19 protein-coding genes are annotated in these 21241 nt (G+C 72.2%); 12 read left to right on the top strand and 7 right to left on the bottom strand.

Features of this window, described 5'->3' with window-relative positions:
* Positions 1 to 318: 318 nt before the first annotated feature.
* A complete protein-coding gene (locus tag V7S47_RS07575) occupies positions 319 to 675 on the bottom strand; it encodes a hypothetical protein (protein WP_336561001.1) in 357 nt (118 codons plus the stop codon).
* Positions 676 to 747: 72 nt separating this feature from the next.
* Between V7S47_RS07575 and V7S47_RS07570 the strand changes: the two genes are divergently transcribed.
* From V7S47_RS07570 to V7S47_RS07550, 5 genes are all read left to right on the top strand, one after another.
* Positions 748 to 1665 (top strand): ATP-binding protein, encoded by a 918-nt coding sequence (locus tag V7S47_RS07570; protein ID WP_336561000.1) that lies wholly within the window; start codon positions 748 to 750, stop codon positions 1663 to 1665.
* A gap of 23 nt (positions 1666 to 1688) precedes the next feature.
* Positions 1689 to 2198, top strand: coding sequence for a mismatch-specific DNA-glycosylase (locus tag V7S47_RS07565; RefSeq protein WP_336560999.1), 510 nt, complete (start codon positions 1689 to 1691; stop codon positions 2196 to 2198).
* Between the two features lie 205 nt (positions 2199 to 2403).
* On the top strand, positions 2404 to 3195 hold the full coding sequence (locus V7S47_RS07560; protein WP_336560998.1) for a hypothetical protein: 792 nt from the start codon (positions 2404 to 2406) through the stop codon (positions 3193 to 3195).
* 351 nt (positions 3196 to 3546) lie between these two features.
* Complete coding sequence (gene nrdR / locus V7S47_RS07555; protein WP_090860304.1) at positions 3547 to 4038, top strand: transcriptional regulator NrdR; 492 nt, start codon at positions 3547 to 3549, stop codon at positions 4036 to 4038.
* A 162-nt stretch (positions 4039 to 4200) separates the two neighbouring features.
* A complete protein-coding gene (locus tag V7S47_RS07550; protein ID WP_336560997.1) occupies positions 4201 to 7104 on the top strand; it encodes a vitamin B12-dependent ribonucleotide reductase in 2904 nt (967 codons plus the stop codon).
* 146 nt (positions 7105 to 7250) lie between these two features.
* On the opposite strand, the gene V7S47_RS07545 is transcribed toward V7S47_RS07550, so the two are convergent.
* Together V7S47_RS07545 and V7S47_RS07540 are read right to left on the bottom strand one after the other, a co-directional pair.
* Complete coding sequence (locus V7S47_RS07545; RefSeq protein ID WP_336560996.1) at positions 7251 to 7529, bottom strand: hypothetical protein; 279 nt, start codon at positions 7527 to 7529, stop codon at positions 7251 to 7253.
* Between the two features lies 1 nt (position 7530).
* Complete coding sequence (locus V7S47_RS07540; RefSeq protein ID WP_336560995.1) at positions 7531 to 8292, bottom strand: hypothetical protein; 762 nt, start codon at positions 8290 to 8292, stop codon at positions 7531 to 7533.
* Positions 8293 to 8446: 154 nt separating this feature from the next.
* On the opposite strand from V7S47_RS07540, the gene V7S47_RS07535 reads away from it, so the two are divergent.
* Positions 8447 to 9178, top strand: a complete 732-nt coding sequence (locus tag V7S47_RS07535) for a nuclease-related domain-containing protein (protein WP_336560994.1) — start codon at positions 8447 to 8449, stop codon at positions 9176 to 9178.
* Between the two features lie 284 nt (positions 9179 to 9462).
* Positions 9463 to 10002, top strand: coding sequence for a C40 family peptidase (locus tag V7S47_RS07530; RefSeq protein ID WP_090860309.1), 540 nt, complete (start codon positions 9463 to 9465; stop codon positions 10000 to 10002).
* A gap of 73 nt (positions 10003 to 10075) precedes the next feature.
* On the opposite strand, the gene V7S47_RS07525 is transcribed toward V7S47_RS07530, so the two are convergent.
* Positions 10076 to 11551, bottom strand: coding sequence for a Vgb family protein (locus V7S47_RS07525; protein ID WP_336560993.1), 1476 nt, complete (start codon positions 11549 to 11551; stop codon positions 10076 to 10078).
* 441 nt (positions 11552 to 11992) lie between these two features.
* Here V7S47_RS07525 and V7S47_RS07520 point away from each other — a divergent pair, with 441 nt between their 5' ends.
* Entirely contained in the window at positions 11993 to 12298 is a 306-nt protein-coding gene (locus V7S47_RS07520; RefSeq protein WP_336560992.1) for an Lsr2 family DNA-binding protein, read from the top strand.
* 122 nt (positions 12299 to 12420) lie between these two features.
* Here V7S47_RS07520 and V7S47_RS07515 read toward each other — a convergent pair whose 3' ends face one another.
* Complete coding sequence (locus V7S47_RS07515; RefSeq protein ID WP_090860311.1) at positions 12421 to 12831, bottom strand: DUF2237 family protein; 411 nt, start codon at positions 12829 to 12831, stop codon at positions 12421 to 12423.
* Between the two features lie 54 nt (positions 12832 to 12885).
* On the opposite strand from V7S47_RS07515, the gene V7S47_RS07510 reads away from it, so the two are divergent.
* Positions 12886 to 13434, top strand: coding sequence for a hypothetical protein (locus V7S47_RS07510; protein ID WP_336560991.1), 549 nt, complete (start codon positions 12886 to 12888; stop codon positions 13432 to 13434).
* A gap of 80 nt (positions 13435 to 13514) precedes the next feature.
* The gene (locus tag V7S47_RS07505; RefSeq protein ID WP_336560990.1) at positions 13515 to 16787 is read left to right on the top strand and encodes a DEAD/DEAH box helicase; all 3273 of its coding nucleotides are present in this window, start codon (positions 13515 to 13517) and stop codon (positions 16785 to 16787) included.
* A 22-nt stretch (positions 16788 to 16809) separates the two neighbouring features.
* Here V7S47_RS07505 and V7S47_RS07500 read toward each other — a convergent pair whose 3' ends face one another.
* Positions 16810 to 17292, bottom strand: coding sequence for a hypothetical protein (locus tag V7S47_RS07500; RefSeq protein ID WP_336560989.1), 483 nt, complete (start codon positions 17290 to 17292; stop codon positions 16810 to 16812).
* A gap of 129 nt (positions 17293 to 17421) precedes the next feature.
* On the opposite strand from V7S47_RS07500, the gene V7S47_RS07495 reads away from it, so the two are divergent.
* Together V7S47_RS07495 and V7S47_RS07490 are read left to right on the top strand one after the other, a co-directional pair.
* On the top strand, positions 17422 to 18567 hold the full coding sequence (locus V7S47_RS07495; protein ID WP_336560988.1) for a fatty acid desaturase family protein: 1146 nt from the start codon (positions 17422 to 17424) through the stop codon (positions 18565 to 18567).
* 70 nt (positions 18568 to 18637) lie between these two features.
* A complete protein-coding gene (locus V7S47_RS07490) occupies positions 18638 to 20185 on the top strand; it encodes an alkaline phosphatase D family protein (protein WP_336560987.1) in 1548 nt (515 codons plus the stop codon).
* Here V7S47_RS07490 and V7S47_RS07485 read toward each other — a convergent pair.
* The gene (locus V7S47_RS07485) at positions 20182 to 21225 is read right to left on the bottom strand and encodes a zinc-dependent alcohol dehydrogenase (RefSeq protein WP_336560986.1); all 1044 of its coding nucleotides are present in this window, start codon (positions 21223 to 21225) and stop codon (positions 20182 to 20184) included. The genes V7S47_RS07490 and V7S47_RS07485 overlap by 4 nt on opposite strands.
* Positions 21226 to 21241: the final 16 nt, after the last annotated feature.

The following is a 21241-nucleotide window of genomic DNA, read 5'->3' as shown; positions in this document are numbered from 1 at the left end:
GTCGCGGGCTTTCGGTGGTCGAGTAGCCGTGACGGAGGAGTGGTGTCGCGGGCTTTCGGTGGTCGAGTGGCCGTGACGGAGGAGTGGTGTCGCGGGCTTTCGGTGGTCGAGTAGCCGTGACGGAGGAGTGGTGTCGCGGGCTTTCGGTGGTCGAGTAGCCGTGACGGAGGAGTGGTGTCGCGGGCTTTCGGTGGTCGAGTAGCCGTGACGGAGGAGTGGTGTCGCGGGCTTTCGGTGGTCGAGTAGCCGTGACGGAGGAGTGGTGTCGCGGGCTTTCGGTGGTCGAGTAGCCGTGACAGAGGAGCGGCGTATCGAGACTCAGCGAGCCGCTCGTCGTCCACCCGGTGCCCGAGGCGCGGCGGGCAGGTCCGACCCGCCGGTGTCGCGGGGCGGGGGAGGGGCGGTGATGCCCAGTCCGCGGAGCAGCCGGGCGATGAGCATCAACCCGATGAACAGGCAGGCGACCGCACCGGCGGAGGCCAGGGCGAGGAACAGCCAGGCCCGGTCGTCGCCGGACCGCGCGGTCGAGCCGAAGTCGATCGCGGCGTAGACGAGGTAGCCCCACGCGACCACCGCGAGGGTGACCGCGACCGCGAGCAGGAGGAGTCGTGGGCGGAAGGTCCGGGTCGGGCGCGCCGCCCGCCTGGAGCCTGCACGCTTTCCCTCACCCGACACGGCGGTCATTGTGTCTCACCCGTCCCAACCGCGGGGGCAGACCTGCCCAACTGCCTCCACTACAGTCGTCGTGTGGACGATCTCGTGGGGGCGAGCGACCAGAAGGGGCCGCACGTCGAGGTCGACGCGGTGGCGCGCTGGGTGCTGAGGAGTGTGCTGGCCCGTCCGGGCGTGGCGCGGGTGGCGATAGCGCTGCTCGAGGGTGTCGGGCGGCGGCTGCGGTTCACCTCCAGCGACCGGCTCGGGGACGACGGAGTTCCGGACTGGTGCCTGGTGGACGCCTACGAAGACGTCCCCCTCACTTCGGTGGTGCGGACCGGCAAAACGCTGCTGGCGGCGGTCGGCGACCTCGACGCCCGCTACGCCGACTTCGCCCGGCGTCAGGCGGAGGACGGTGTCGCCGCCGTCGCTGTCCTGCCGATACCCGGCGGCAGCGGGTGCCTGGGCGGCCTCGTGGTCTACTTCGCGGAGGCCCCGGCGTTCGACCCCGGGCAGGTCGAGGTGCTGACGGCGACGGCGCAGGAGGTGGCGGTGCGACTCGAGCCCCGACAGACCCCGCAGGACTCGGATCCGCCCTCGGTCGCGGCGCCCGATGGGGCGTTCGTTGCCTCCACCGTCGTCGACGGCGACCCCCGTGCGGCGCGCACGGCTCGTCAGTTCCTGCGGCGCGAGCTGGCGGCCTGGGAGGTCGGCAACGAGCTCTCCGACGTCGCCGTGCTGTGTGTCTCGGAGCTGGTCACGAACGCCGTGATGCATACCGGGACCCCCTCGGAGCTGCGAGTCACCCTGGACGGCCCCACCCTCACCCTGCTCGTGCGCGACCAGGGCCGGGTGCAGGCCCTCCCGAGTCCCGACGGCGACCCGGACCCGCTGCGGGTCCACGGTCGCGGTCTGCAGCTGGTCGACGCGCTCGCGCACCGGTGGGGAACCGAGCACGACGAGTCCGGCACGACCGTCTGGGTCGAGCTGGACCGTAGCGCCGCCGGCTGACCCCCGCGGGGTACTGACCGGGCATGGAGGTGCTCCCCGACATCGTCGCGCGGGAACCCGTGGTCGTGTTCTGCGGCCTGGCGGGTGCCGAGTCGACCAGGAGTCGCGACCACTACTACGACTCGCCCGGCAACAGCTTCTGGGAGTCGCTGCACCTGAGCGGGCTCTCGTCGCGCCGGTTGCGCCCCGACGAGGACGAGGTCGTGGCCGATCTCGGACTCGGTCTCACCGACCTGGTGGGCCACTGGGACCCGCGCTGGGTGGAGATCGACGACCTGGTCGCGAAGGTCGAGAGGTGGCGTCCCGACTGGTTGGCCTTCACCAGCAAGGGGGTGGCCCAGGAGGCGGCCCGTGCCCTCGGTCGGCGAGGCAGGATCTCGCTCGGCGTGCAGGATTGGTACGTCGGACCTGCGCAGGTATTCGTGCTGCCCGGGACCAGCGGTGCCAACCAGCGACGGGACTACGACGGTCGCCCGAACCGACTGTCGTGGTGGCGCGACCTCGCCGCGCTGACCCGTGACGTGGCCGGCTGAGGGCGCGCGTCTCCGTCTCTCGCAGCGGTCCGCTGACCCCATCGGGTGGGCCAGAAATGACCGATCGGTCTGTTTGAGGAGGAAAGCCTCCACAACGGGCATGGCGGGGGTCACGCTGGGGCAACTCGGAACTTGCGACATCTCTCGTGAGGATCGTCCGGCCGTTGGGACACGGCGGCCGGCCCCCGGACTAGGAGACCTCCCCATGCCCATCATCGTGAAGAGGCTGCTGACGCTCGTCGCCGGCCTCGCGCTCGCTCTCGGCGTTGCCACCGCACTTCCGGCCGCGCCGGCCTCCGCCGCCACCCCGTGCTCGGCGGTCGACCAGCAGTACGGCAAGACCCAGGTGCGCTACTCGGCCGCCCGCACGAACAAGAAGAAGGCAGTCAAGAAGGTCCGCAAGGCCAAGCGGGTCCACGCCAAGCGACACACCAAGGCCTCGAAGCGGAAGCTCGTCCACGCCCGCAAGGTGAACCGTCGCGCGACCAAGAAGCTGCGCGCCGCGCAGATCCGCAACAACAACGCGCGCGCTGCGGCCGTCCGCTGCCACAACGACAACAGCGGAACCACCACGCCCCCGCCGGGCGCCCCCCAGCAGCTCCAGGGGCTGCTGCAGCAGCTCGGCAACCTCGGCCTCGACCCGGCCCAGCTGCAGGCCGTCGTCGACCAGATCGTCGCGGCCCTGGCCGGCGGCGACCTGTCGCCCGAGGACCTCGCGGCCCTGCTGCAGCCGGTCGTCGACGCCCTCGCCGAGGCAGGCCTGCCGGCCGACCAGGTCTCCGCGGCCCTCGCGCAGGTGCTGGGCGCGCTCGCCGGCGGCAACCTGCCGAGCGACCCGACCGGACTGCTCAACCTGGTGATCGACGCCCTGCAGGACGGCCTCGCCGGCACGCCGCTCGCCGAGCTGAACCCGATCCTGCAGCAGGTGCAGGACGTCTTGGACGACGTGCTCGGTGGTCTTCTCGGCGGCGGCGGACTCCCGCTGCCGATCCCGTGACCGACTGAGTCCCGCTCCCTCTGACGACGGCCCCGCCGCCACCCGAATCCGGGTGGTGGCGGGGCCGTTCGGCGTCTCCCGCGAGCCGCTGACCTGGACTTTTACCGGGACTGCCCGGCGACACGCCGACGCGCTTGCGCCCCGTCGCGAGCAGGCGTACGGTTCACCACATCTAGTACTTACATCGCTGTAGTTATCCACATCTAGTGCACAGTCAGATGCGGAAGACTCACAGTCCGGTGCTTGTTCTGAACATGTGGAGGGCTTGTTCTCCACAGAGATCCCCCCGATATTCACAACCTCGCACCCCTGCCGGGGGTGCGCTTGGCGCGCCCGGAAGGAGACACCCTGATGCACTGCCCCTACTGCCGTGGCACCGACACCCGGGTCCTCGACTCCCGGGTGGCCGACGACGGCGGATCGATCCGACGTCGGCGCACCTGCTCGGGATGTGCCAAGCGGTTCACGACCGTCGAGCTGATGCAGCTGACGGTCCTCAAGCGCTCGGGCGCCACCGAACCCTTCACCCGCGACAAGGCGATCTCCGGGGTCCGGAAGGCCTGCAAGGGCCGCCCGGTCACCGAGGACCAGCTCGCCTGTCTCGGTCAGGCCGTCGAGGACGCGCTGCGTCTCTCGGGAGCCGCCGAGATCCCCGCCAACGAGGTGGGTCTGGCCATCCTGGGCCCGCTCCGCGAGCTCGACGAGGTGGCCTACCTGCGCTTCGCGAGCGTCTACCGGGCCTTCGAGTCCGCCGACGACTTCGAGGACGAGATCGCCATGCTGCGTGCCGAGCGCACGCCGGTGGTCGTCCCGGAGCCCCCGCAGCCCGTCACCACGGGCTGACCACGATCCGCCCGGCACGTAGTGGGGAAGCTGCGTGCCGGGCGCACCACCTCTGAAGCACCCCACCAGCACGACCGCACGACCGACACACAGAAATGTCGGTGGCCTCGACGACCATCGACTGCAACGACGTACGAGTACTCACGGGACCAAGGAGATGGCATGACGGAGACGGTCAGCGGCGCAGCGACGGGCGCGTCCGCGAAGGGGAAGGGCCTGACCCTGGAGCGTGTGTTCAGCACCCCGGGCGTGCACCCCTACGACGAGATCGCCTGGGAGCGTCGCGACGTCGTCCAGACCAACTGGAAGACCGGCGAGACCGTCTTCGAGCAGCGCGGCGTGGAGTACCCCGACTTCTGGTCGGTCAACGCCTCGACGATCGTCACGACGAAGTACTTCCGCGGTGCCGTCGGCACCGACGCCCGCGAGTGGAGCCTCAAGCAGCTCGTCGACCGGGTCGTGAAGACCTACACCAAGGCCGGCATCGAGAACGGCTACTTCGCCGCCGATGTCGACGCCGAGGTCTTCGAGCACGAGCTCACCTGGCTGCTGGTCCACCAGTACTTCTCGTTCAACAGCCCCGTCTGGTTCAACGTCGGCACCGAGTCGCCGCAGCAGGTCTCGGCCTGCTTCATCCTCGCGGTCGACGACTCCATGGACTCCATCCTGAACTGGTACAAGGAGGAGGGCTTCATCTTCAAGGGCGGCTCCGGTGCCGGCCTCAACATCTCCCGGATCCGCTCCTCCAAGGAACTGCTCCGCTCCTCCGGCGGCACCGCCTCCGGCCCGGTCTCCTTCATGCGCGGCGCCGACGCCTCCGCCGGCACCATCAAGTCCGGTGGCGCCACCCGTCGCGCGGCCAAGATGGTCGTCCTCGACGTCGACCACCCCGACATCGTGGAGTTCGTCGAGACCAAGGCGCGCGAGGAGGACAAGATCCGCGCGCTCCGCGACGCCGGGTTCGACATGGACCTCGGCGGGGCCGACATCACCTCGGTGCAGTACCAGAACGCCAACAACTCGGTCCGGGTCAGCGACGAGTTCATGCGCGCCGTCGAGGACGGCACCGACTTCGGCCTGCGTGCCCGCACCACCGGCGAGATCATCGAGCGCGTCGACGCCCGTGACCTGTTCCGCAAGATCTCCGAGGCCGCGTGGGAGTGCGCCGACCCGGGTCTGCAGTACGACGACACGATCAACGACTGGCACACCAACCCCGAGACGGGCCGGATCACCGCGTCCAACCCCTGCTCGGAGTACATGTCGCTCGACAACTCCTCGTGCAACCTGGCGTCGCTGAACCTGCTGAAGTTCCTCAAGGACGACGACACCTTCGACGGCGAGCTCTTCGCGAAGGCCGTGGAGTTCATCATCACCGCGATGGACATCTCCATCTGCTTCGCCGACTTCCCGACCGAGGCGATCGGCCAGACCACGGTCGACTACCGCCAGCTCGGCATCGGCTACGCGAACCTGGGCGCGCTGCTCATGGCCATGGGCCTGGGCTACGACTCCGAGGGCGGCCGCGCGATGGCCGCGACCATCACCTCGCTGATGACCGGCACGTCCTACAAGCGCTCGGCCGAGCTCGCCGGCATCGTCGGCCCGTACGCCGGCTACGCCCGCAACGCCGAGGCCCACCAGCGGGTCATGCGCAAGCACCAGGCGGCCAACGACACCGTCCGCACGCTCTCGATCGCCGACAGCCAGGTCCACAAGCTTGCCACCCAGGCGTGGGCCGCCGTGATCAAGACCGGCCAGAAGAACGGCTTCCGCAACGCGCAGGCCTCGGTGCTCGCGCCGACCGGCACCATCGGCTTCATGATGGACTGCGACACCACCGGCATCGAGCCCGACTTCTCGCTGGTCAAGTTCAAGAAGCTCGTCGGCGGCGGCTCGATGCAGATCGTCAACCAGACGATCCCGCGGGCGCTGAAGAAGCTCGGCTACGTCGAGGAGCAGGTCGAGGCGATCGTCGCCTACATCGCCGAGCACGGCCACGTGATCGACGCCCCCGGCCTGCGCCAGGAGCACTACGAGGTCTTCGACACCGCAATGGGCGCCCGCTCGCTGAAGCCGATGGGCCACGTCCGGATGATGGCCGCGGCGCAGCCGTTCCTCTCCGGCGCGATCAGCAAGACGGTCAACCTGCCGGAGTCCGCCACGGTCGAGGAGATCGAGGACGTCTACCTGCAGTCGTGGAAGCTGGGCCTCAAGGCCACCGCGATCTACCGCGACAACTGCAAGGTCGGCCAGCCGATGTCGTCCGGCAAGGGCGAGAACAAGGGCACCGACTCCAACGTCTCCGCCGCAGCCCCGGCCGAGGTCGAGACCAAGGTGATCGAGAAGGTCGTCTACGCCCCCACCCGCAAGCGGCTCCCGAAGTCCCGCGTCTCGCGCACCACGTCCTTCACGGTCGGCGGCGCCGAGGGCTACCTCACCTCGGGCGCTCACGACGACGGCCAGCTCGGCGAGGTCTTCCTCAAGCTCGGCAAGCAGGGCTCGACCCTGGCCGGCGTGATGGACGCGTTCTCGATCGCGGTCAGCATCGGCCTCCAGTACGGCGTGCCGCTGGAGACCTACGTCTCGAAGTTCACCAACCTGCGCTTCGAGCCCGCCGGTCTCACCGACGACCCCGACGTGCGCATGTCGCAGTCCCTCATGGACTACGTCTGGCGTCGTCTGGCCCTCGACTACATGCCGTTCGACCAGCGTGCGGCCCTCGGCATCTTCTCGGCCGAGGAGCGCCAGCGTCACCTCGAGACCGGCTCCTACGAGCTCGTCGAGGAGACCGGTGGCGCCGCGGAGCTGATCGAGGAGGCCCCGGCCGCCAAGACGACCCCGGTCGTCGAGGTCGAGATCACCGATGCCCCGGTCGACGCGACCGAGACCCCGGCGGCGGCCAAGCCGGCTCCCAAGGAGGCGCACACCACCGCCGAGCTGCTCGAGCAGCTCAGCGGCACGGCCGTCGACTCCCCGCTGTGCTTCACCTGCGGCACCAAGATGCGCCCCGCCGGCTCCTGCTACGTCTGCGAGGGTTGCGGCAGCACCTCCGGCTGCAGCTGACCTGAGCCAGCCGTCCGACGGCCCCGACACCCGTGAGGGTGCCGGGGCCGTCGGCGTCTGGTGGGCGCCTCGGCGGCGGCTCCGGACGTCGTGCGAACAGAGCGCTCAGAGGCTCGCTTCGCATGCCGTCCGGAGGTGGGAGGGGCTCAGGGCTCGCGAGCGTTGCCTGACAGTCGATCCCGCAGCCACGAGGTCGTGCCGGGCCGCAGGCCCTTTGCCTTCGGCAGCCCGGCCAGCGGAGCGACGGTGAGCGCAGCGCCCTCGGGCAGCGCCCACTTCAGGGCGTGGTAGACCCGCGACAGGGTGTCGTCGCTGTCGATGAAGGCCAGGTGGTCGGACGCGACGCGGACCTCGACCCACGGCCCGGGGAGGTCCCGGGCCGCGTCGAGGTCCGCGAGGTCGGCGGACGTCCAGAGGACGTACACGTCAGGCGATGGTGGCCTTGCCCTCGGCCTCGACCTTGTCGTCGTGCAGCAGGTCGCCCGCGGCGTCCACCGGGACGTAGGAGACGTCGAAGGTGATGGGGGAGCCGGGCTGGTGCTCGAAGTTCTCGCCGTACGAGAAGGTCTCGCCGGTGCCGAAGGTGTAGACGCCGGCGTCGCTGTAGCCGTCGGGGGCCAGGCCGAAGTCGTTGATGCCCTGGGCCGCGTAGAGGTCGTCGCCGGTCAGGCCGTCCATGCCCTGCATGTAGGGCCAGTCGTCGTAGCGCGGGGAGATGTCGACCAGGCTGGAGCCGAGGTCGATCGGGGCGCCGTTGTTGGTGATCACATAGTTGACGAAGACGAGCTCGTCGCCGACCTCGATCAAGGGCTTGTTGGTGTCGGGGTCGACGAAGGAGCCGGTGTCGTCGGCCTTGGCCGTGCCGACCTGGTAGACGGCGACCGACACCTCGCCGACCTCGATGGTGGTGAGCAGGTCGCCCTTCTCGACGGGCGGCAGCGCCCAGGCGGGATTGCCGCCGGTCCCGGCGGCCGGGGCCGCGGCCGCGTCCTCCGACGCGCTGGCAGACTCGCTCGGCTCGACCTCCTCAGCCTCCGGGGTCTCCTCGGCCTGCGCGCTCGACGACGTGTCCGACGCCGTGTCGTCCGAGCCGCCGGGGTCGCCGTCGGAGCAGGCCGACAGGGACAGGACGGCGACGGTGGCGAGGCCGCCGAGGAGGGAGCGGGACCGGCGGGAGAGCGGGGTCATGGGTGTCCTTCGCAAGGTAAAGAAATGGGCTGGCGGGCGGTTCCTTCCCATCGGGACGCCCTCGGCAAACCGATCGCCCGGCCCGCGCTCCTCAGGTCCGGCCCTGTTCCGCCGATGGTCTTCCCCTACACGGATCCACGGATGGAGCAGTGTCATGGCACGGACGCCATCGGACGACGACGCGCGCGCCCGGCGCGCGCGCACCCAGAGGCTGGGGCAGGGCCTCGCCCGGTGGGAGCGCACCTCCGTGGGCGTCTGGGTCACGACCGACGCGCTGGCGTCGCTGCCGGCGTCCCGCTGGACGGTGCTGCAGGGCCTGCGCTGGCCCGAGGGGCTCCGGGGGAGCGCGGACCACGTCGTCGTGGGCCGCAGCGGGATCTACGTGGTCGACACCAAGAACTGGTCGGGTCCGGTACGGGTCAAGGGCGGGATGCTGATCCAGGCCGGCCAGGTCCGTGGCGTGGGCGGTGCGGTCGACGCGGCCGGGCACGTCGCCGCTCTCCTCGACCGTCGTACGGCGGGCTGCGTGCACCCGGTCGTCTGCGTGGCCCGTGACGAGCCGATCGTGGGTGTGGTCGGCGACGTCTTCGTCTGCTCGACGTGGAACGTGCGCGAGCTGCTGCAGTCGCGGCCGCGGGAGCTGTCTCGGCGCCGGGCCCGGGCGGTGGTCCGGGAGCTGCGGGCCGGGCTGCGGCCGAGCCGGGTCGGGACGCGCGCCGGCGGAAGCCGGTCCGCACGGGCCGGATCGGGCGGCGAGAGCGTCGTCAAGGACATGCTGCGGGCCGGTGCGCTGCTGGCCGTGTTCGCCGTCGTGGTGAGCAATCCGGACGTCGTGACCGAGCCCGCGACCTGGCTCGCGGAACGGCTGGCTGACCTCGGAGGGTGACCAGGCTCACCCCGAGCGGGCTTTGGGCTTCTCCGAAGTCGTGTGCGACGGTGGACAAAACCTCGTCCACGGACCACCCACGGTTGAGGTCACGAAACAGCCTGGAACGCGCCGAGGCCCGTCACGTCGCCAGGCGGACACCGACATCAGGAAGTAGAGACGGGCACGGGGGACCCAAGCAGTACGCCCGCAAGGGCTGGGGGTGAAGCCGAGCAGCGCTCGGCCGGGCACGGCGTCCGAATCCGACAGGTCATCCTTCGCAGGCGATCGCCGAGGAAACACCCTTGAACCACGCCTCCGACGGCGCGCTCGTGCGCGCCCGCATCCTTCGCGGCACCGCTACCGGTGCCCTCGCGTTCGCCCTCGCTCTGGGCGTCAGCCCTCTCGCCCCGACCGCCACGGCGGACGCCGCGGTCGGCAAGCGCCACGAGGGCCGTCAGGTCGAGCAGATGAACGCCAAGCCGCTTCCGCCCCGCGGCGAGCGGGTCCTCAAGGTCGCCCGCGACCAGGCCGGGGACCCCTACTCCTGGGGTGGCACCGGGCCGAGCCGCTTCGACTGCTCCGGCCTGACCAAGTACGTCTACAAGAAGGCGCTCGGCAAGAACCTGCCCCGCACGAGCAGCGCCCAGGTCGGCGCGACCAAGCGGATCAAGCGCGCGGACGCCCGCAAGGGCGACCTGGTCTTCTTCCACGACGGTGGCGGGGTCTACCACGTCGCGATCTACGCCGGGAAGAACCAGGTCTGGCACGCACCCGGCTCCGGCCAGAGCGTCACCAAGGCCACGATCTGGACCGGCTCGGTCTTCTTCGGTCGGGTCCGCTAACGCCGACCCACCCCGTCGTACGACGACGCCCGCACCCCGATCGGGGTGCGGGCGTCGTCGTACCTGGAGGAGGTCAGCGCCGGACGCGGACCTGCTTGCTGACCTTCGCGCCGGGGGCGGTCAGCGTGACGCGGGCCTTCTTCGGCTTGCCCCGCACGGCCTTCAGCCCGGCCTTCGTCAGCCGCAGCTGCACCGTCTTCTGCTTGCCCGGCTTCACGGCGTAGCGGACCTTCTTGGTCCACGCCTTGCCGCGCTTCGGGTGCTGCAGCAGCGCGGTGCCGCGGCAGGTCCGGCCGCCCTTCGGGCAGGCCACGCGCACCGGCACCCGGCCCTTGCGGGCGACGATCGGCTTGCGGGAGGCCTTCACCTTGCCCAGCGGGGCAGCGATCTTGAACACCGAGCCACGGCCGGGGTCGACGTTGGTGCGCTGCAGGTGGCGCCGCGCGATCCGCACGATGCTGTTGCTCTTCTTGTCGGTGAACCACACGTCGCCGGCCCTGGAGAAGGTGAGGTACTCCGGCTCGTAGTTGCCGATCTTGACCAGCGCTCCGCGCCCGCGGGCGTCCACGTGTCCGATCGCGTGGTCGCGGCCCACGCTGGTGAACCACATCTTCCTGTCGGGACCGTAGGTGAGGCTGGTCGGCGCCGTCTTGTCGCCGGTGTCGATGATCCGCGTGGCGCCGCTGCGGTGGTCGATCCACCCGACGTCGCCCTCGTCGGCCGACGTGAACCAGGTCGCCGTGTCGTAGCGCGCGAACCAGACCGAGCCGTTCGGTCCGGCGGCCAGGGAGTTGGGGTCGGCGAGCCCGTCGGGCAGCGGGTACGTCGTCCCGGCGGACGCGTCCGCGTTGCTGCGGATCAGGGTGTCGTCGGCCTGGCACCACATGGCGCCGTCGCGGCCGTAGGCGATCGCGCCGTCGCAGGGCGGCGCGTTCTGCAGCCAGACCGCCTGGCCGTTGACGATCCGGGCCAGACCGTCGTCGTCGTAGGACATGGTGATCCAGGGGACCTGGCCGGGGCCGATCGCCACCTGCTTGCCGTACGGGTAGGAGCCCAGCGAGTAGTTGCCGGTCACCTGGTTGGTGCTCGGGCGGAAGGAGAAGGCCCTCCGGCCATGGTCCCAGATGATCCAGACCGTCCCGTCCGCCGCCACAGCGAGGTCGGGCACGCCGCCGCCGATGTCGTCACGGTCCTCGATGGTGTACTCGGTGATCCGCCCCGCGGGCGTGATGCGCCCGATCTTGTTCGCGTCCTCCATCGTGAACCACATGTCCCCGTTGGGGGCCGTCCGGATCCGGCCCAGGCCGGCCGTGCTGGTGGGGACCGGGAAGCGGCGTACGACGCCCGCCGCGGTCCGCTCCAGCGTCGGCGTCGCCGGGTGCGTGGTCCAGGTGAGGGTGGGGAGGTCCGGTTCGGGCTCCTCCGCCGCGCTGGTGGCCGGGGTCGCGGCCAGCTGGGCGGCGAGCAGGACGGCAGTCACGCCGCCGGTGATGAGCAGGCGGCCGGCACGTCTGGTGCGCCGGTACGCCGAGATCGCCCGAGTGTCCATCTGTGGTTCCTTCGAATCGTCGAGTCGTCAGGAGGGGTCTTGCCGCGGGGGCGGTGTCCGCAAACCCGTCGCGGTGCCAGACTCTCGGACCCCGACTCGACGCTTCCCTACCTGCTGCGCGTTTCCCTCGGGGACGGCGTCATCCTCCAGGCCAGGGAGACCTGGCCGCGCACGGCCAAGGTTCACGGCCATCGGGTCGAAGGACTGGCCGGAGGACACCGAGGTCGTCGCGCGGGTCGCGGTCCGCAGCTGGGTGTCGGCGCGGAGCCGCCATCGACCTGGTGCTCGACCGGAGCCGCTTCTGGCCGACCGCGCGCACGTCGAGGCAGGTTCGGCCGGCTGGCCGCCGGCGACGCCGTCCTCGGGGACGAGGGCCTGGCCGACCGGGTCGCGGCCCTGACCTCGGGCCGGCTCGGGTCCCAGCTGGCCGAGCTGGCGGCGGTGCCGCGAGCGGCGGTGGTCGTGGAGGACGGCCACTCCGCGGTGTTCAAGCTGGACCGGGTGCGTCCGGCGCTCGTCGCGGACGGGCTGGCCGAGCGCCAGGTCCCCTGGCCGAGCGTGCCGGTGATCTTCGCCGAGACCCGTCAGCTCGCGGAGGAGTGGACCTACCGGTTCCTCGCCGCTCCGCCCAGCCCGGCGGAGGTGCGGGCGTGGGCCCCGCGCGAGGGGCACGTGGTCTCGGACCGCGGCCGGGTGCCGGGGCAGCTGGTCGAGGCCTACCTGCGGGCCCGGGCCGGGGATATCTAGGAGAAAACTCAACGTTTCCTCAAGGCTTCCGCAAGATCGCCATTTCGGCTTCTCAGCGGGCGAATCCGCGGCCTAGAGTTCTACTCGACCCCGCTGGTGACCCGAGACGCCAGCGGGGTCACTTACATTTCCGGGCCGTCCAGGCCGGGGAGCCCGCTGAGATCCGGTGGCACGTCCACCGCGTGGTCGCGGAGCACGTCGAGGGGCACGATCTCCAGGGCCCGCTGGTTCGTCGCGGCCAGGACCACCGGGGTCGCCGCGCCCGCCTCGTAGGACTGCCGCCAGCGCGCCGCGACCACGCACCACGGGTCGCCCGGGTGCAGGCCGGCGAACCCGTACTCCGGCCGGGGCGTCGTCAGGTCGTTGCCGACCGACGCCTGGTGGTCCAGGAACTCGCGGGTCACGATGGCGCAGATCGCGTGCAGGCCGACGTCGTCGGGCCCGCAGGAGCAGCTCCCGTCGCGGTAGAAGCCGGTCAGCGGCTCGGTGCCGCACGGCTCCAGCTCACCGCCGAGGACGTTGCGCTCGGTCACGGAGCGAGGATAGGGGTACCGGACCACTCCTGACCTCGCTCGGAAGGCCACCCGATGAAGTGCACCCGCCTGCTCGCCGCCTCCGTCGCCGGCGCCGCCGCCCTCACCGTCCTGGCGGGTACGCCGGCCGCCGTCGCCAAGCCGCCGACCGAGCGGGTGGTGGTCGACCCGGTGGACGCGGGGGCGTCGTACGACATCCTGAGGACGACGCTGGTCTCGGCCGCCGAGCCCGGCGCGAAGGCCAAGGTCGTGGTCAGCCACGACCGGCGGGTCCGCTCCGGCGACGGGATCGACCTGTGGTTCGACCTCGACGGGGACCGCGCACCCGACGTCTACCTCACCGGTCTGGCCTACTCCGAGTACGCCGTCTTCCGCGCCCGATCGTTCAAGCGGCACGGCAAGGACATCAGCGCCAAGGGCTGCTTCTCGCTGACCATGCGCAAGCGGCACGCGATCGTGCGCTTCGACCCCGACTGCCTGGGGGCGTCGCGGGTCTTCGCGGTGACCGCCCGGTCCTTCCGGCACGGTGACTCGGCGAGCGCCGCCGACTGGGCGCCCGGCACCGAGCGGCTGAGCCGCCGGGTGCGCTCCTACGCCTCCTGAGCCCCACGCCGGTCGGGGGTTCTCCCCAGGCAGACCGTGCGGACGCACGGGCTGTCCGCGCGGCACGGCATGATCGGGGGATGCCCGACACCGTCCCGCTGCTGCGCCTGCTCGACGACGCGATGCTGGGCCTGTCGTTCGACGCCGGGACCCTCGCGCGAGCGCAGGCCTACGTCGCCGAGGGCCGCGTCGACTGGGTCGACGTCGTCAGCCCCGGTCGTGACCAGGTCGTGCTGGCCGGCGAGGTCCAGGGCGGCGAGCCCGATCCCTACGACGTGTCGGTCACCCTGGTCCGCTCGGCCCGCACCGTGCTGGTGCGCGGGCGCTGCACCTGCTTCGTCGGTCGCTCGTGCAAGCACGCCGCCGCGGTGCTGATCGCCGGCCAGGCGGAGAGCGCGGCCGGCGGCGAGGAGTCCGACTGGGGCAGACGGCTGGACGCGGTCCTCGACGAGCTCGGCCGCTCGGTGCCGGCCGAGGAGCTCAAGCCGCTCGCCCTCGAGGTGGGCCTCGACCGGCCTGAGGCGACCGGCGACCGGCGACGGGCGCCGTCGTGGCAGGTGCGGGCGATGCGCCCGACGGTGCGGGTCAACCCGCTCACGACCGGTCGCCGCGGGACCTGGATCCGTCGCGGCATCGGCTGGGACGACCTGCCGCGGGCGGCGTACTCCCACAGCCATGACCCGGCCCAGCTCGCGGCGATGGCCGAGCTCGCCGCGGCTCGTCGCTCGCCCCACTACTACCGCGGCGAGACGCCGCTCGACGACCTCGGCTCGGGCGTGTGGTCGATGCTGTCGCGGGCCCGCGAGGCGGGCGTCGAGCTGCTCGGCGCGGCCGACGTACCCTCCGTGCGGCTGCTCGACGGACCGCTCTCGCTGCGGGTCGAGGTGCGCGGCGACGACACCGGCGACGGGACCGCGCGGGTCGAGGTGGGGGTCGAGCACGAGGGGCGCTGGTGGTCCGGGGACGACCTGCTCGTGGTCGGCCGGCAGGGCCACGGGGTCGCCCTGGTCGACCCGGCGAGCTCCGCGCTGGTGCTCGCGCCGCTCGACCGGATCGTCCCCGAGACGGTGCGACAGCTCGTGGAGTCGCCCGACCCGATCCGGATCCCGGCCGGCCAGGGCGAGCAGTTCGTGCGCGACTACCTGCCCCGCCTGCGCCGCCACCTCGCGGTGGCCTCCAGCGACGGGGCGGTGGCGCTGCCCGAGGAGCTCCCCCCGGCGCTCGTGCTGACCGTGGGCTGGCGCGGCCCCGGGGTCGCCGACGTGGCCTGGACCTGGCGCTACCGCACCGGCGACGACGTCCAGGAGGTCGACCTCGGCGGCACCCGCGGCGACGTACGACGGCCCGAGCGGGAGCAGGCCCACCTGGAGCGGCTGGCGCTCGGCGCGACCGGCGACCGGCTGCTGCGCGACGGGTCCGGCGCGCTGCGTCCGCGCCACGAGCTGCGCGGCGACCGACTGCTGACGCTGGTCGGCGAGGTGCTGCCGACGCTGCGCGAGGACCCGCTGGTCGAGGTCGAGGAGGTCGGGGTGCAGCCCGACTACCGGCCCGCCGTGGCCGAGCCCGAGATCCGGTTCGAGCTGGCGGCCGAGGACGACGCGGCGGGCCCGGTCGACTGGCTCGACCTGCGGGTGGTCGTTGACGTCGACGGCGAGGAGGTCCCGCTGGCCTACGTCCTCGAGGCGCTCACCCAGGACCAGGAGCAGGTGTTCCTGCCCAGCGGGCGCTACCTGCCGGCCGACCACCCGGCGCTGGCCCGACTCGCCGACGCGGTCCGGGCCGCGGCCGAGCTGACCGAGCAGGACGACGACGGCACCCTGCGGGTCGGCCGTCACGACCTCGGCCTGTGGGGCGAGCTCGCCGAGATCGGCCTGGTCGACCAGCAGGCCGCCCGCTGGGTCGCCGCGGCCCAGCAGCTCAGCGGGCTCGCCGCGCTGCCGGAGGTCGACCCGGTCGGGATCGACAGCGAGCTGCGCGACTACCAGCTCGACGGCTTCCGGTGGCTGGCCTTCCTCCACGACGCCGGGCTCGGCGGGATCCTGGCCGACGACATGGGGCTCGGCAAGACCCTGCAGGCGCTGGCGCTGATCACCCACGCCCGTGCGCAGGGCACCGGACCGTTCCTCGTCGTGGCGCCGACGAGCGTGGTGCCGGGCTGGGTGCGCGAGGCGGCCCAGCACGCGCCGGGCCTCGTGGTCCGCTCGATCGGTGCGGGCCGGAGCCGCCGGGGGAGCAGCCTGGCCGAGGTGGCGCGCGGCGCCGACGTCGTCGTGACGTCGTACACGCTGCTGCGGCTGGAGGCCGACGAGTACGTCGCCCTGCCGTGGGGCGGGCTGGTCCTCGACGAGGCCCAGCAGGTCAAGAACCACCAGGGCAAGACCTACCAGGCCGTCCGTCGGATCGACGCGCCCTTCCGGCTGGCCCTCACCGGCACCCCGTTCGAGAACCGGCTGATGGAGCTGTGGTCGCTGCTGTCGATCGTGGCGCCCGGTCTCTACCCCTGGCCGCGCAAGTTCGCCGAGCTGGTGGCCAACCCGGTCGAGAAGCAGGGCGACGAGCGGGCGCTGGCCCGGTTCCGCACCCGGATCCGGCCGTTCCTGCTGCGTCGCACGAAGGAGCTGGTGGCCGCCGACCTGCCGCCCAAGCAGGAGCAGGTGCTCGACGTGGCGCTCGGCCCCAAGCACCGGCGGGTCTACGACACCCACCTGCAGCGCGAGCGCCAGCACATCCTGGGCCTGATCGGCGACTTCGACAGCAACCGGGTCGCGATCTTCCGCTCGCTGACCAAACTGCGCCAGCTCAGTCTCGACGCGGCGCTGGTCGACGACGAGCACGAGGGCATCGGCTCGGCCAAGATCGACGTCCTGGTCGACCACCTCCGCGAGCTCGCGGCGGAGGGGCACCGGGCGCTGGTCTTCAGCCAGTTCACGAGCTTCCTGGCCCGCGTACGCCGGCGCCTGGACGCCGAGGGCATCGGCCACGCCTACCTCGACGGTCGCACCCGCGACCGCGACGCGGCGATCGGGGAGTTCCGTCACGGCGACGCCCCGGCGTTCCTGATCAGCCTGAAGGCCGGCGGGGTCGGCCTGACCCTCACCGAGGCCAGCTACGTGTTCGTCCTCGACCCCTGGTGGAACCCCGCGGCCGAGGCGCAGGCCGTCGACCGGGCCCACCGGATCGGCCAGCACCAGCCGGTGATGGTCTACCGGCTGGTCGCCACCGACACCATCGAGGAGAAGGTGATGGAGCTGAAGGCCCGCAAGGCCGCGCTCTTCGCCCAGGTCGTCGACGGTGACGGGGCGATGGCGACGGCCGTCACCGCCGACGACGTACGAGCGCTGCTGGGGGACTGAGCCCGGGCTGAGCCGACTCGGCTCAGGCGGCGGAGGGGACGACGTACCAGGCGGTGGTGTCGGCCGAGTCCTCCTGGGTGCCGCTGTCGGTGCCGTCGTCGGTGCTGCTGCCGGGTTGGCCCTGCTGACCCTGACCCGGGAGCTGCCCGTCCTGGCCGGGCATCCCCGGCATCTGGCCGTCCCGGCCGGGACCGCCGCCACCCGGGAAGTCCGGACGCTGGCCGCGGTCGGGGAAGCCGCCGTCGTCGTCCGCGGTGGCTCGGCCGAGGAAGAAACCGCCCAGGCCGACGCCGACCAGGACCACGACGGCCGCGGCGGCGAGCCAGGCGGTGCGGGGCACCCGGCGCAGTGGGTTCGGGCGCTTCGGGGCGGCGGCCGCCGGCGGGTACGGCGGCGGCGGGGGCGGTGCGTCCGCGACCGCCGTGGCGCCCGCGGCGGGCTGCTGGGCGGCGAGCGGACCGGTCTCGTCCTGGGGGCGCTGGTCGCCCGGCTGGTGCTGGTTCATGGACCCGACTGTCCGCCCGTGGGCTGGCAGGGACTTCGGCCCGACCTGTGCGATCGCTGTGAACGAACCAGGTCCGAGACTTCACATCCCGGTCACCACCGGCCTCGTCGGACCAGGCACAGTAGGGCCATGACGAGCGTGATCGACCGCCGGCCGGGGGGCCTGACTCCTGCGGAGGTGGAGCTGCTGGGGCAGGAGCTCGACGCGATCCGCCAGGCCGTCCTCGACGACCGGGGGGCGCGGGACGCGGCGTACATCCGGCGGGTGATCCGAGTGCAGCGCTCCCTCGAGATCGGGGGCCGTCTGGTGCTGCTCCTCGGCCGCAACAAGGGCGCCTGGGTGGTCGGGACGACGGCGCTGAGCCTGGCCAAGATCCTCGACAACATGGAGATCGGCCACAACGTCCTGCACGGGCAGTGGGACTGGATGCGCGACCCCAAGATCCACTCGTCGACCTGGGAGTGGGACCACGCCTCGCCGCCGAAGCAGTGGCAGCGCGCGCACAATCAGGTGCACCACACGTACACGAACATCATCGGGATGGACAACGACCTCGGCTACGGCATCATGCGCGTCGACGAGGCCCAGGAGTGGAGGCCGCGCTACCTGGTGCAGCCGCTGTGGAACGCCGTCACCGCGTGCATCTTCGAGTGGGGCATCGCGATGTACGACCTCGACCTCGGCGACCACATCCGCGGTGGGCGGAGGCTGTCGCCGGAGAAGCGGGCCGAGGCGCTGGTGACCCTGCGCCGGGCGCTGCGCCAGGCCGCCAAGGACTTCGTGGTCTGGCCGGTCCTCTCCGGCCCCGGCTGGCGCGCGACCCTGGCCGCCGACGTCACCGCCGTCCTGGTCCGCAACGTGTGGAGCCACTCGGTGATCATGTGCGGGCACTTCCCGGAGGGCGTCGAGGCGTTCGAGCTGCCCGAGCTCGACGAGGACGAGAGCCGCGGCGAGTGGTACGTCCGCCAGATGCTCGGCTCGGCCAACATCTCCGGCCCGCCGACCCTGCACCTGCTGACCGGCAACCTCTCCCACCAGATCGAGCACCACCTGTTCCCCGACCTCCCCAGCAACCGGTACGGCGAGATCGCGCCCCGGGTGCGCGAGGTCTTCGACAAGTTCGACCTGGCCTACTGCTCGCGCCCGCTGGTCCGGCAGGTCGCCAGTGCCTGGCACAAGGTGGTCCGACTGTCCCTGCCCAACGGCTGGCTCGCCGAGACCCGGCCGCGCAACCTGCTGCCTCAGCTGCGCAAGCTGACCGCCCGGCCGGCGTAGGCCGAGCGGCTTCACCCGCCCGCCACCGGCTGCTCACGCCCTCGCCACCCGGCGGGAGCAGCGTGACGACATGACTGATCTCGGGCAGCACCTCCTCCGTCGTACCCTGCTCGCCGGCTCCGCGGCCGGCCTCCTCGCCGCCGCGCCGGCGTCCGCCTCCGCCGGGCTGGTCCGCCGCCGGCTCACCCTCCCGTCGGGCGTCCAGTCCGGCGACGTCACGACCCGCAGCGCCGTGCTGTGGGCACGCTCCTCCGGTCGCGGTCGGCTGGTCGCCGAGGTGGTCAGCGGCCGGCGTCGGCACCGCCTCCGCGGCCCGTGGGCCACCGCGACCTCCGACCACACGGCCAAGCTGGCGCTGGACCGGCTGGCGCCGGGACGTGAGTACGACGTACGCCTCGGCTTCGAGGACGAGCACGGGCTGCTGGGCGAGACCCGGACTGCGAGCTTCCGGACGGCGTCGCTGCACGAGGCCGCGACCAGCTTCGTGTGGACGGGCGACACCTGCGGCCAGGGCTGGGGGATCAACCCCGACATCGGCGGGCTGGTGGGCTACCGCGCGATGCACGAGACCCGCCCCGACCTGTTCGTCCACGCCGGCGACACGATCTACGCGGACGGCCCGATCGCGGCCACGGTGACCGAGCCCGACGGGCAGGTGTGGCGCAACCTGGTCACCGAGGAGGTCAGCAAGGTGGCGGAGACGCTGGGGGAGTTCCGCGGCCGGCACCGCTACACGCTGCTCGACGAGAACGTCCGGGCCTTCTACGCCGACACCCCGGTCGTCGCGCAGTGGGACGACCACGAGACCACGAACAACTGGTACCCCGGCGAGGTCCTGGAGGACCCGCGCTACACCCAGGAGCGGCGGGTCGACGTCCTGGCGCAGCGCGCCCGGCGGGCCTGGCAGGAGTACCAGCCGATCGCCGACCCGGCGGCGCACCGCCGCGACGGCGGATTCGCCCCCGCCCGGATCTATCGCAAGGTCGAGCGCGGACGGCACCTCGACGTCTTCTGCCTCGACATGCGCACCCACAAGGACCCGAACACCGCGGGCCTGGAGCCCGACGGCACCCGGATCCTCGGTCCCGAGCAGGCCGACTGGCTCGTCCGCGAGGTACGGCGCTCCCGCGCGACGTGGAAGGTCATCTCGGCGGACCTCCCGCTCGGCGTCGTCGTACCCGACGGGGAGGCGCAGGAGAGCCTGGCCAACGGCGACCCGGGCGCCCCGCTCGGCAAGGAGCAGGAGATCGCCGGCGTCCTGGCGGCCTTCAAGCGGCACCGGGTCCGCAACGTCGTGTGGATCACCGCGGACGTGCACTACTGCGCGGCCCACCACTACTCGCCCGAGCGCGCGGGCTTCACCGACTTCGACCCGTTCTGGGAGTTCGTCGCGGGGCCGATCGCGGCGGGCACGTTCGGGCCCAACGAGCTCGACGGCACCTTCGGCCCGGAGGTCGTCTTCCGCAAGCACGCGGCGACCCCGAACGAGTCGCCACGGCACGGCAACCAGTTCTTCGGCCACGCCGACATCGCGGCCGACGGGCGGCTGACGGTGAGCCTGCGCGACCTGACCGGGGCCGTGCTGTTCAGCCAGGACCTGGAGCCGGAGGGGCGTTAGCTGCGGGGGTCGACCAGCACCTTCGCGTGGGTGGTGCGGCCCGAGTCGAGCTCGTCCATGAGGGCGGCCAGCTCGCTGAGACCGACGGTGCCGGTGTGCAGGCCGTCCACGCGCACCGCGCCGTCGGCGATGGCCCGCATCGCCCCGACGAAGTCGGCCCGGGTGTAGGCGAGGGACCCGATCACGGTGAGCTCGCGCAGCTGCCAGTCGCCGTAGCTGACCTGGGAGTCGGTCATCGGGAAGCCGAGCAGCGACAGGGTGCCGCCGCGGCGGACCAGCTCGGCCGAGGACTGGAGCAGCCCGGCGACGCCGGTGCACTCGTAGAGGACGTCGGCGCCGAGGCCGCCGGTGATCGCGTCGAGGTGCTCGCGGACCCGGTCGCCGGGCTCGAAGACCTCGGTCAGCCCGAGGTCGAGAGCGGCGGTACGGCGCTCCGGGTTGGGCTCGATCACGACCAGCCGACCGGCGCCGGCGTGCCGGGCGTGCTGCGCCGCGAGCAGGCCGATGGGACCGGCGCCCTGGACGACGACCACGGCGCCGAGCGGCTGGCGGGTGCGTCGTACGGCGTGGAAGGTCACGGCGGTCGGCTCGACCAGTGCCGCCTGGACGTCGGTGAGCCCGTCGAGGACGGGGAGGACCCGCCGCTCGGAGACCACGAGCGCGGTGGCGAACCCGCCGTGCGCCGGAGCGTCGGGCGTGACGCCGTTGGCCTCGGCGAACGCGGTGTCGCAGTGGTCGGCGTGACCGGCCAGGCACATCGCGCAGCGGCCGCACGCGGCGCCGACGGCGGCGACGACGCGCTGGCCGACGGCGACGGCGGTGACCTCGGCACCGATCCGGCGCACGGTGCCGGTCCACTCGTGCCCGAAGACGGCCGGCGGGACCTGACCGCCGGAGGTGTAGTTGTGCGTGTCGGTCGCGCAGACGCCGCAATAGGTGATGCCCACCTCGACCTGGTCCGGCCCGAGGTCCGGCGGGCTGCTCTCCGTCCCGAGCTCGACCCGGGACACCCCGACCACCTGTGCATACGTCTCGGTCACCCCCCGACCGTACGAC

Source organism: Nocardioides sp. CCNWLW216, assembly GCF_037120545.1.
In the GTDB taxonomy this organism is placed as follows: domain Bacteria; phylum Actinomycetota; class Actinomycetes; order Propionibacteriales; family Nocardioidaceae; genus Nocardioides; species Nocardioides lianchengensis.
This window is presented reverse-complemented; position numbering and strand designations above follow the sequence as displayed.

Excerpts from the sequence above, each read along its gene's own strand:
- V7S47_RS07525 (WP_336560993.1), bottom strand. The coding sequence starts at position 11,551 with ATGGACACTCGGGCGATCTCGGCGTACCGGCGCACCAGACGTGCCGGC.
- V7S47_RS07495 (WP_336560988.1), top strand. The coding sequence starts at position 17,422 with ATGACGAGCGTGATCGACCGCCGGCCGGGGGGCCTGACTCCTGCGGAG.
- V7S47_RS07510 (WP_336560991.1), top strand. The coding sequence starts at position 12,886 with ATGAAGTGCACCCGCCTGCTCGCCGCCTCCGTCGCCGGCGCCGCCGCC.
- nrdR (WP_090860304.1), top strand. The coding sequence starts at position 3,547 with ATGCACTGCCCCTACTGCCGTGGCACCGACACCCGGGTCCTCGACTCC.
- V7S47_RS07500 (WP_336560989.1), bottom strand. The coding sequence starts at position 17,292 with ATGAACCAGCACCAGCCGGGCGACCAGCGCCCCCAGGACGAGACCGGT.
- V7S47_RS07490 (WP_336560987.1), top strand. The coding sequence starts at position 18,638 with ATGACTGATCTCGGGCAGCACCTCCTCCGTCGTACCCTGCTCGCCGGC.
- V7S47_RS07535 (WP_336560994.1), top strand. The coding sequence starts at position 8,447 with ATGGCACGGACGCCATCGGACGACGACGCGCGCGCCCGGCGCGCGCGC.
- V7S47_RS07505 (WP_336560990.1), top strand. The coding sequence starts at position 13,515 with ATGCCCGACACCGTCCCGCTGCTGCGCCTGCTCGACGACGCGATGCTG.
- V7S47_RS07560 (WP_336560998.1), top strand. The coding sequence starts at position 2,404 with ATGCCCATCATCGTGAAGAGGCTGCTGACGCTCGTCGCCGGCCTCGCG.
- V7S47_RS07565 (WP_336560999.1), top strand. The coding sequence starts at position 1,689 with ATGGAGGTGCTCCCCGACATCGTCGCGCGGGAACCCGTGGTCGTGTTC.
- V7S47_RS07540 (WP_336560995.1), bottom strand. The coding sequence starts at position 8,292 with ATGACCCCGCTCTCCCGCCGGTCCCGCTCCCTCCTCGGCGGCCTCGCC.
- V7S47_RS07550 (WP_336560997.1), top strand. The coding sequence starts at position 4,201 with ATGACGGAGACGGTCAGCGGCGCAGCGACGGGCGCGTCCGCGAAGGGG.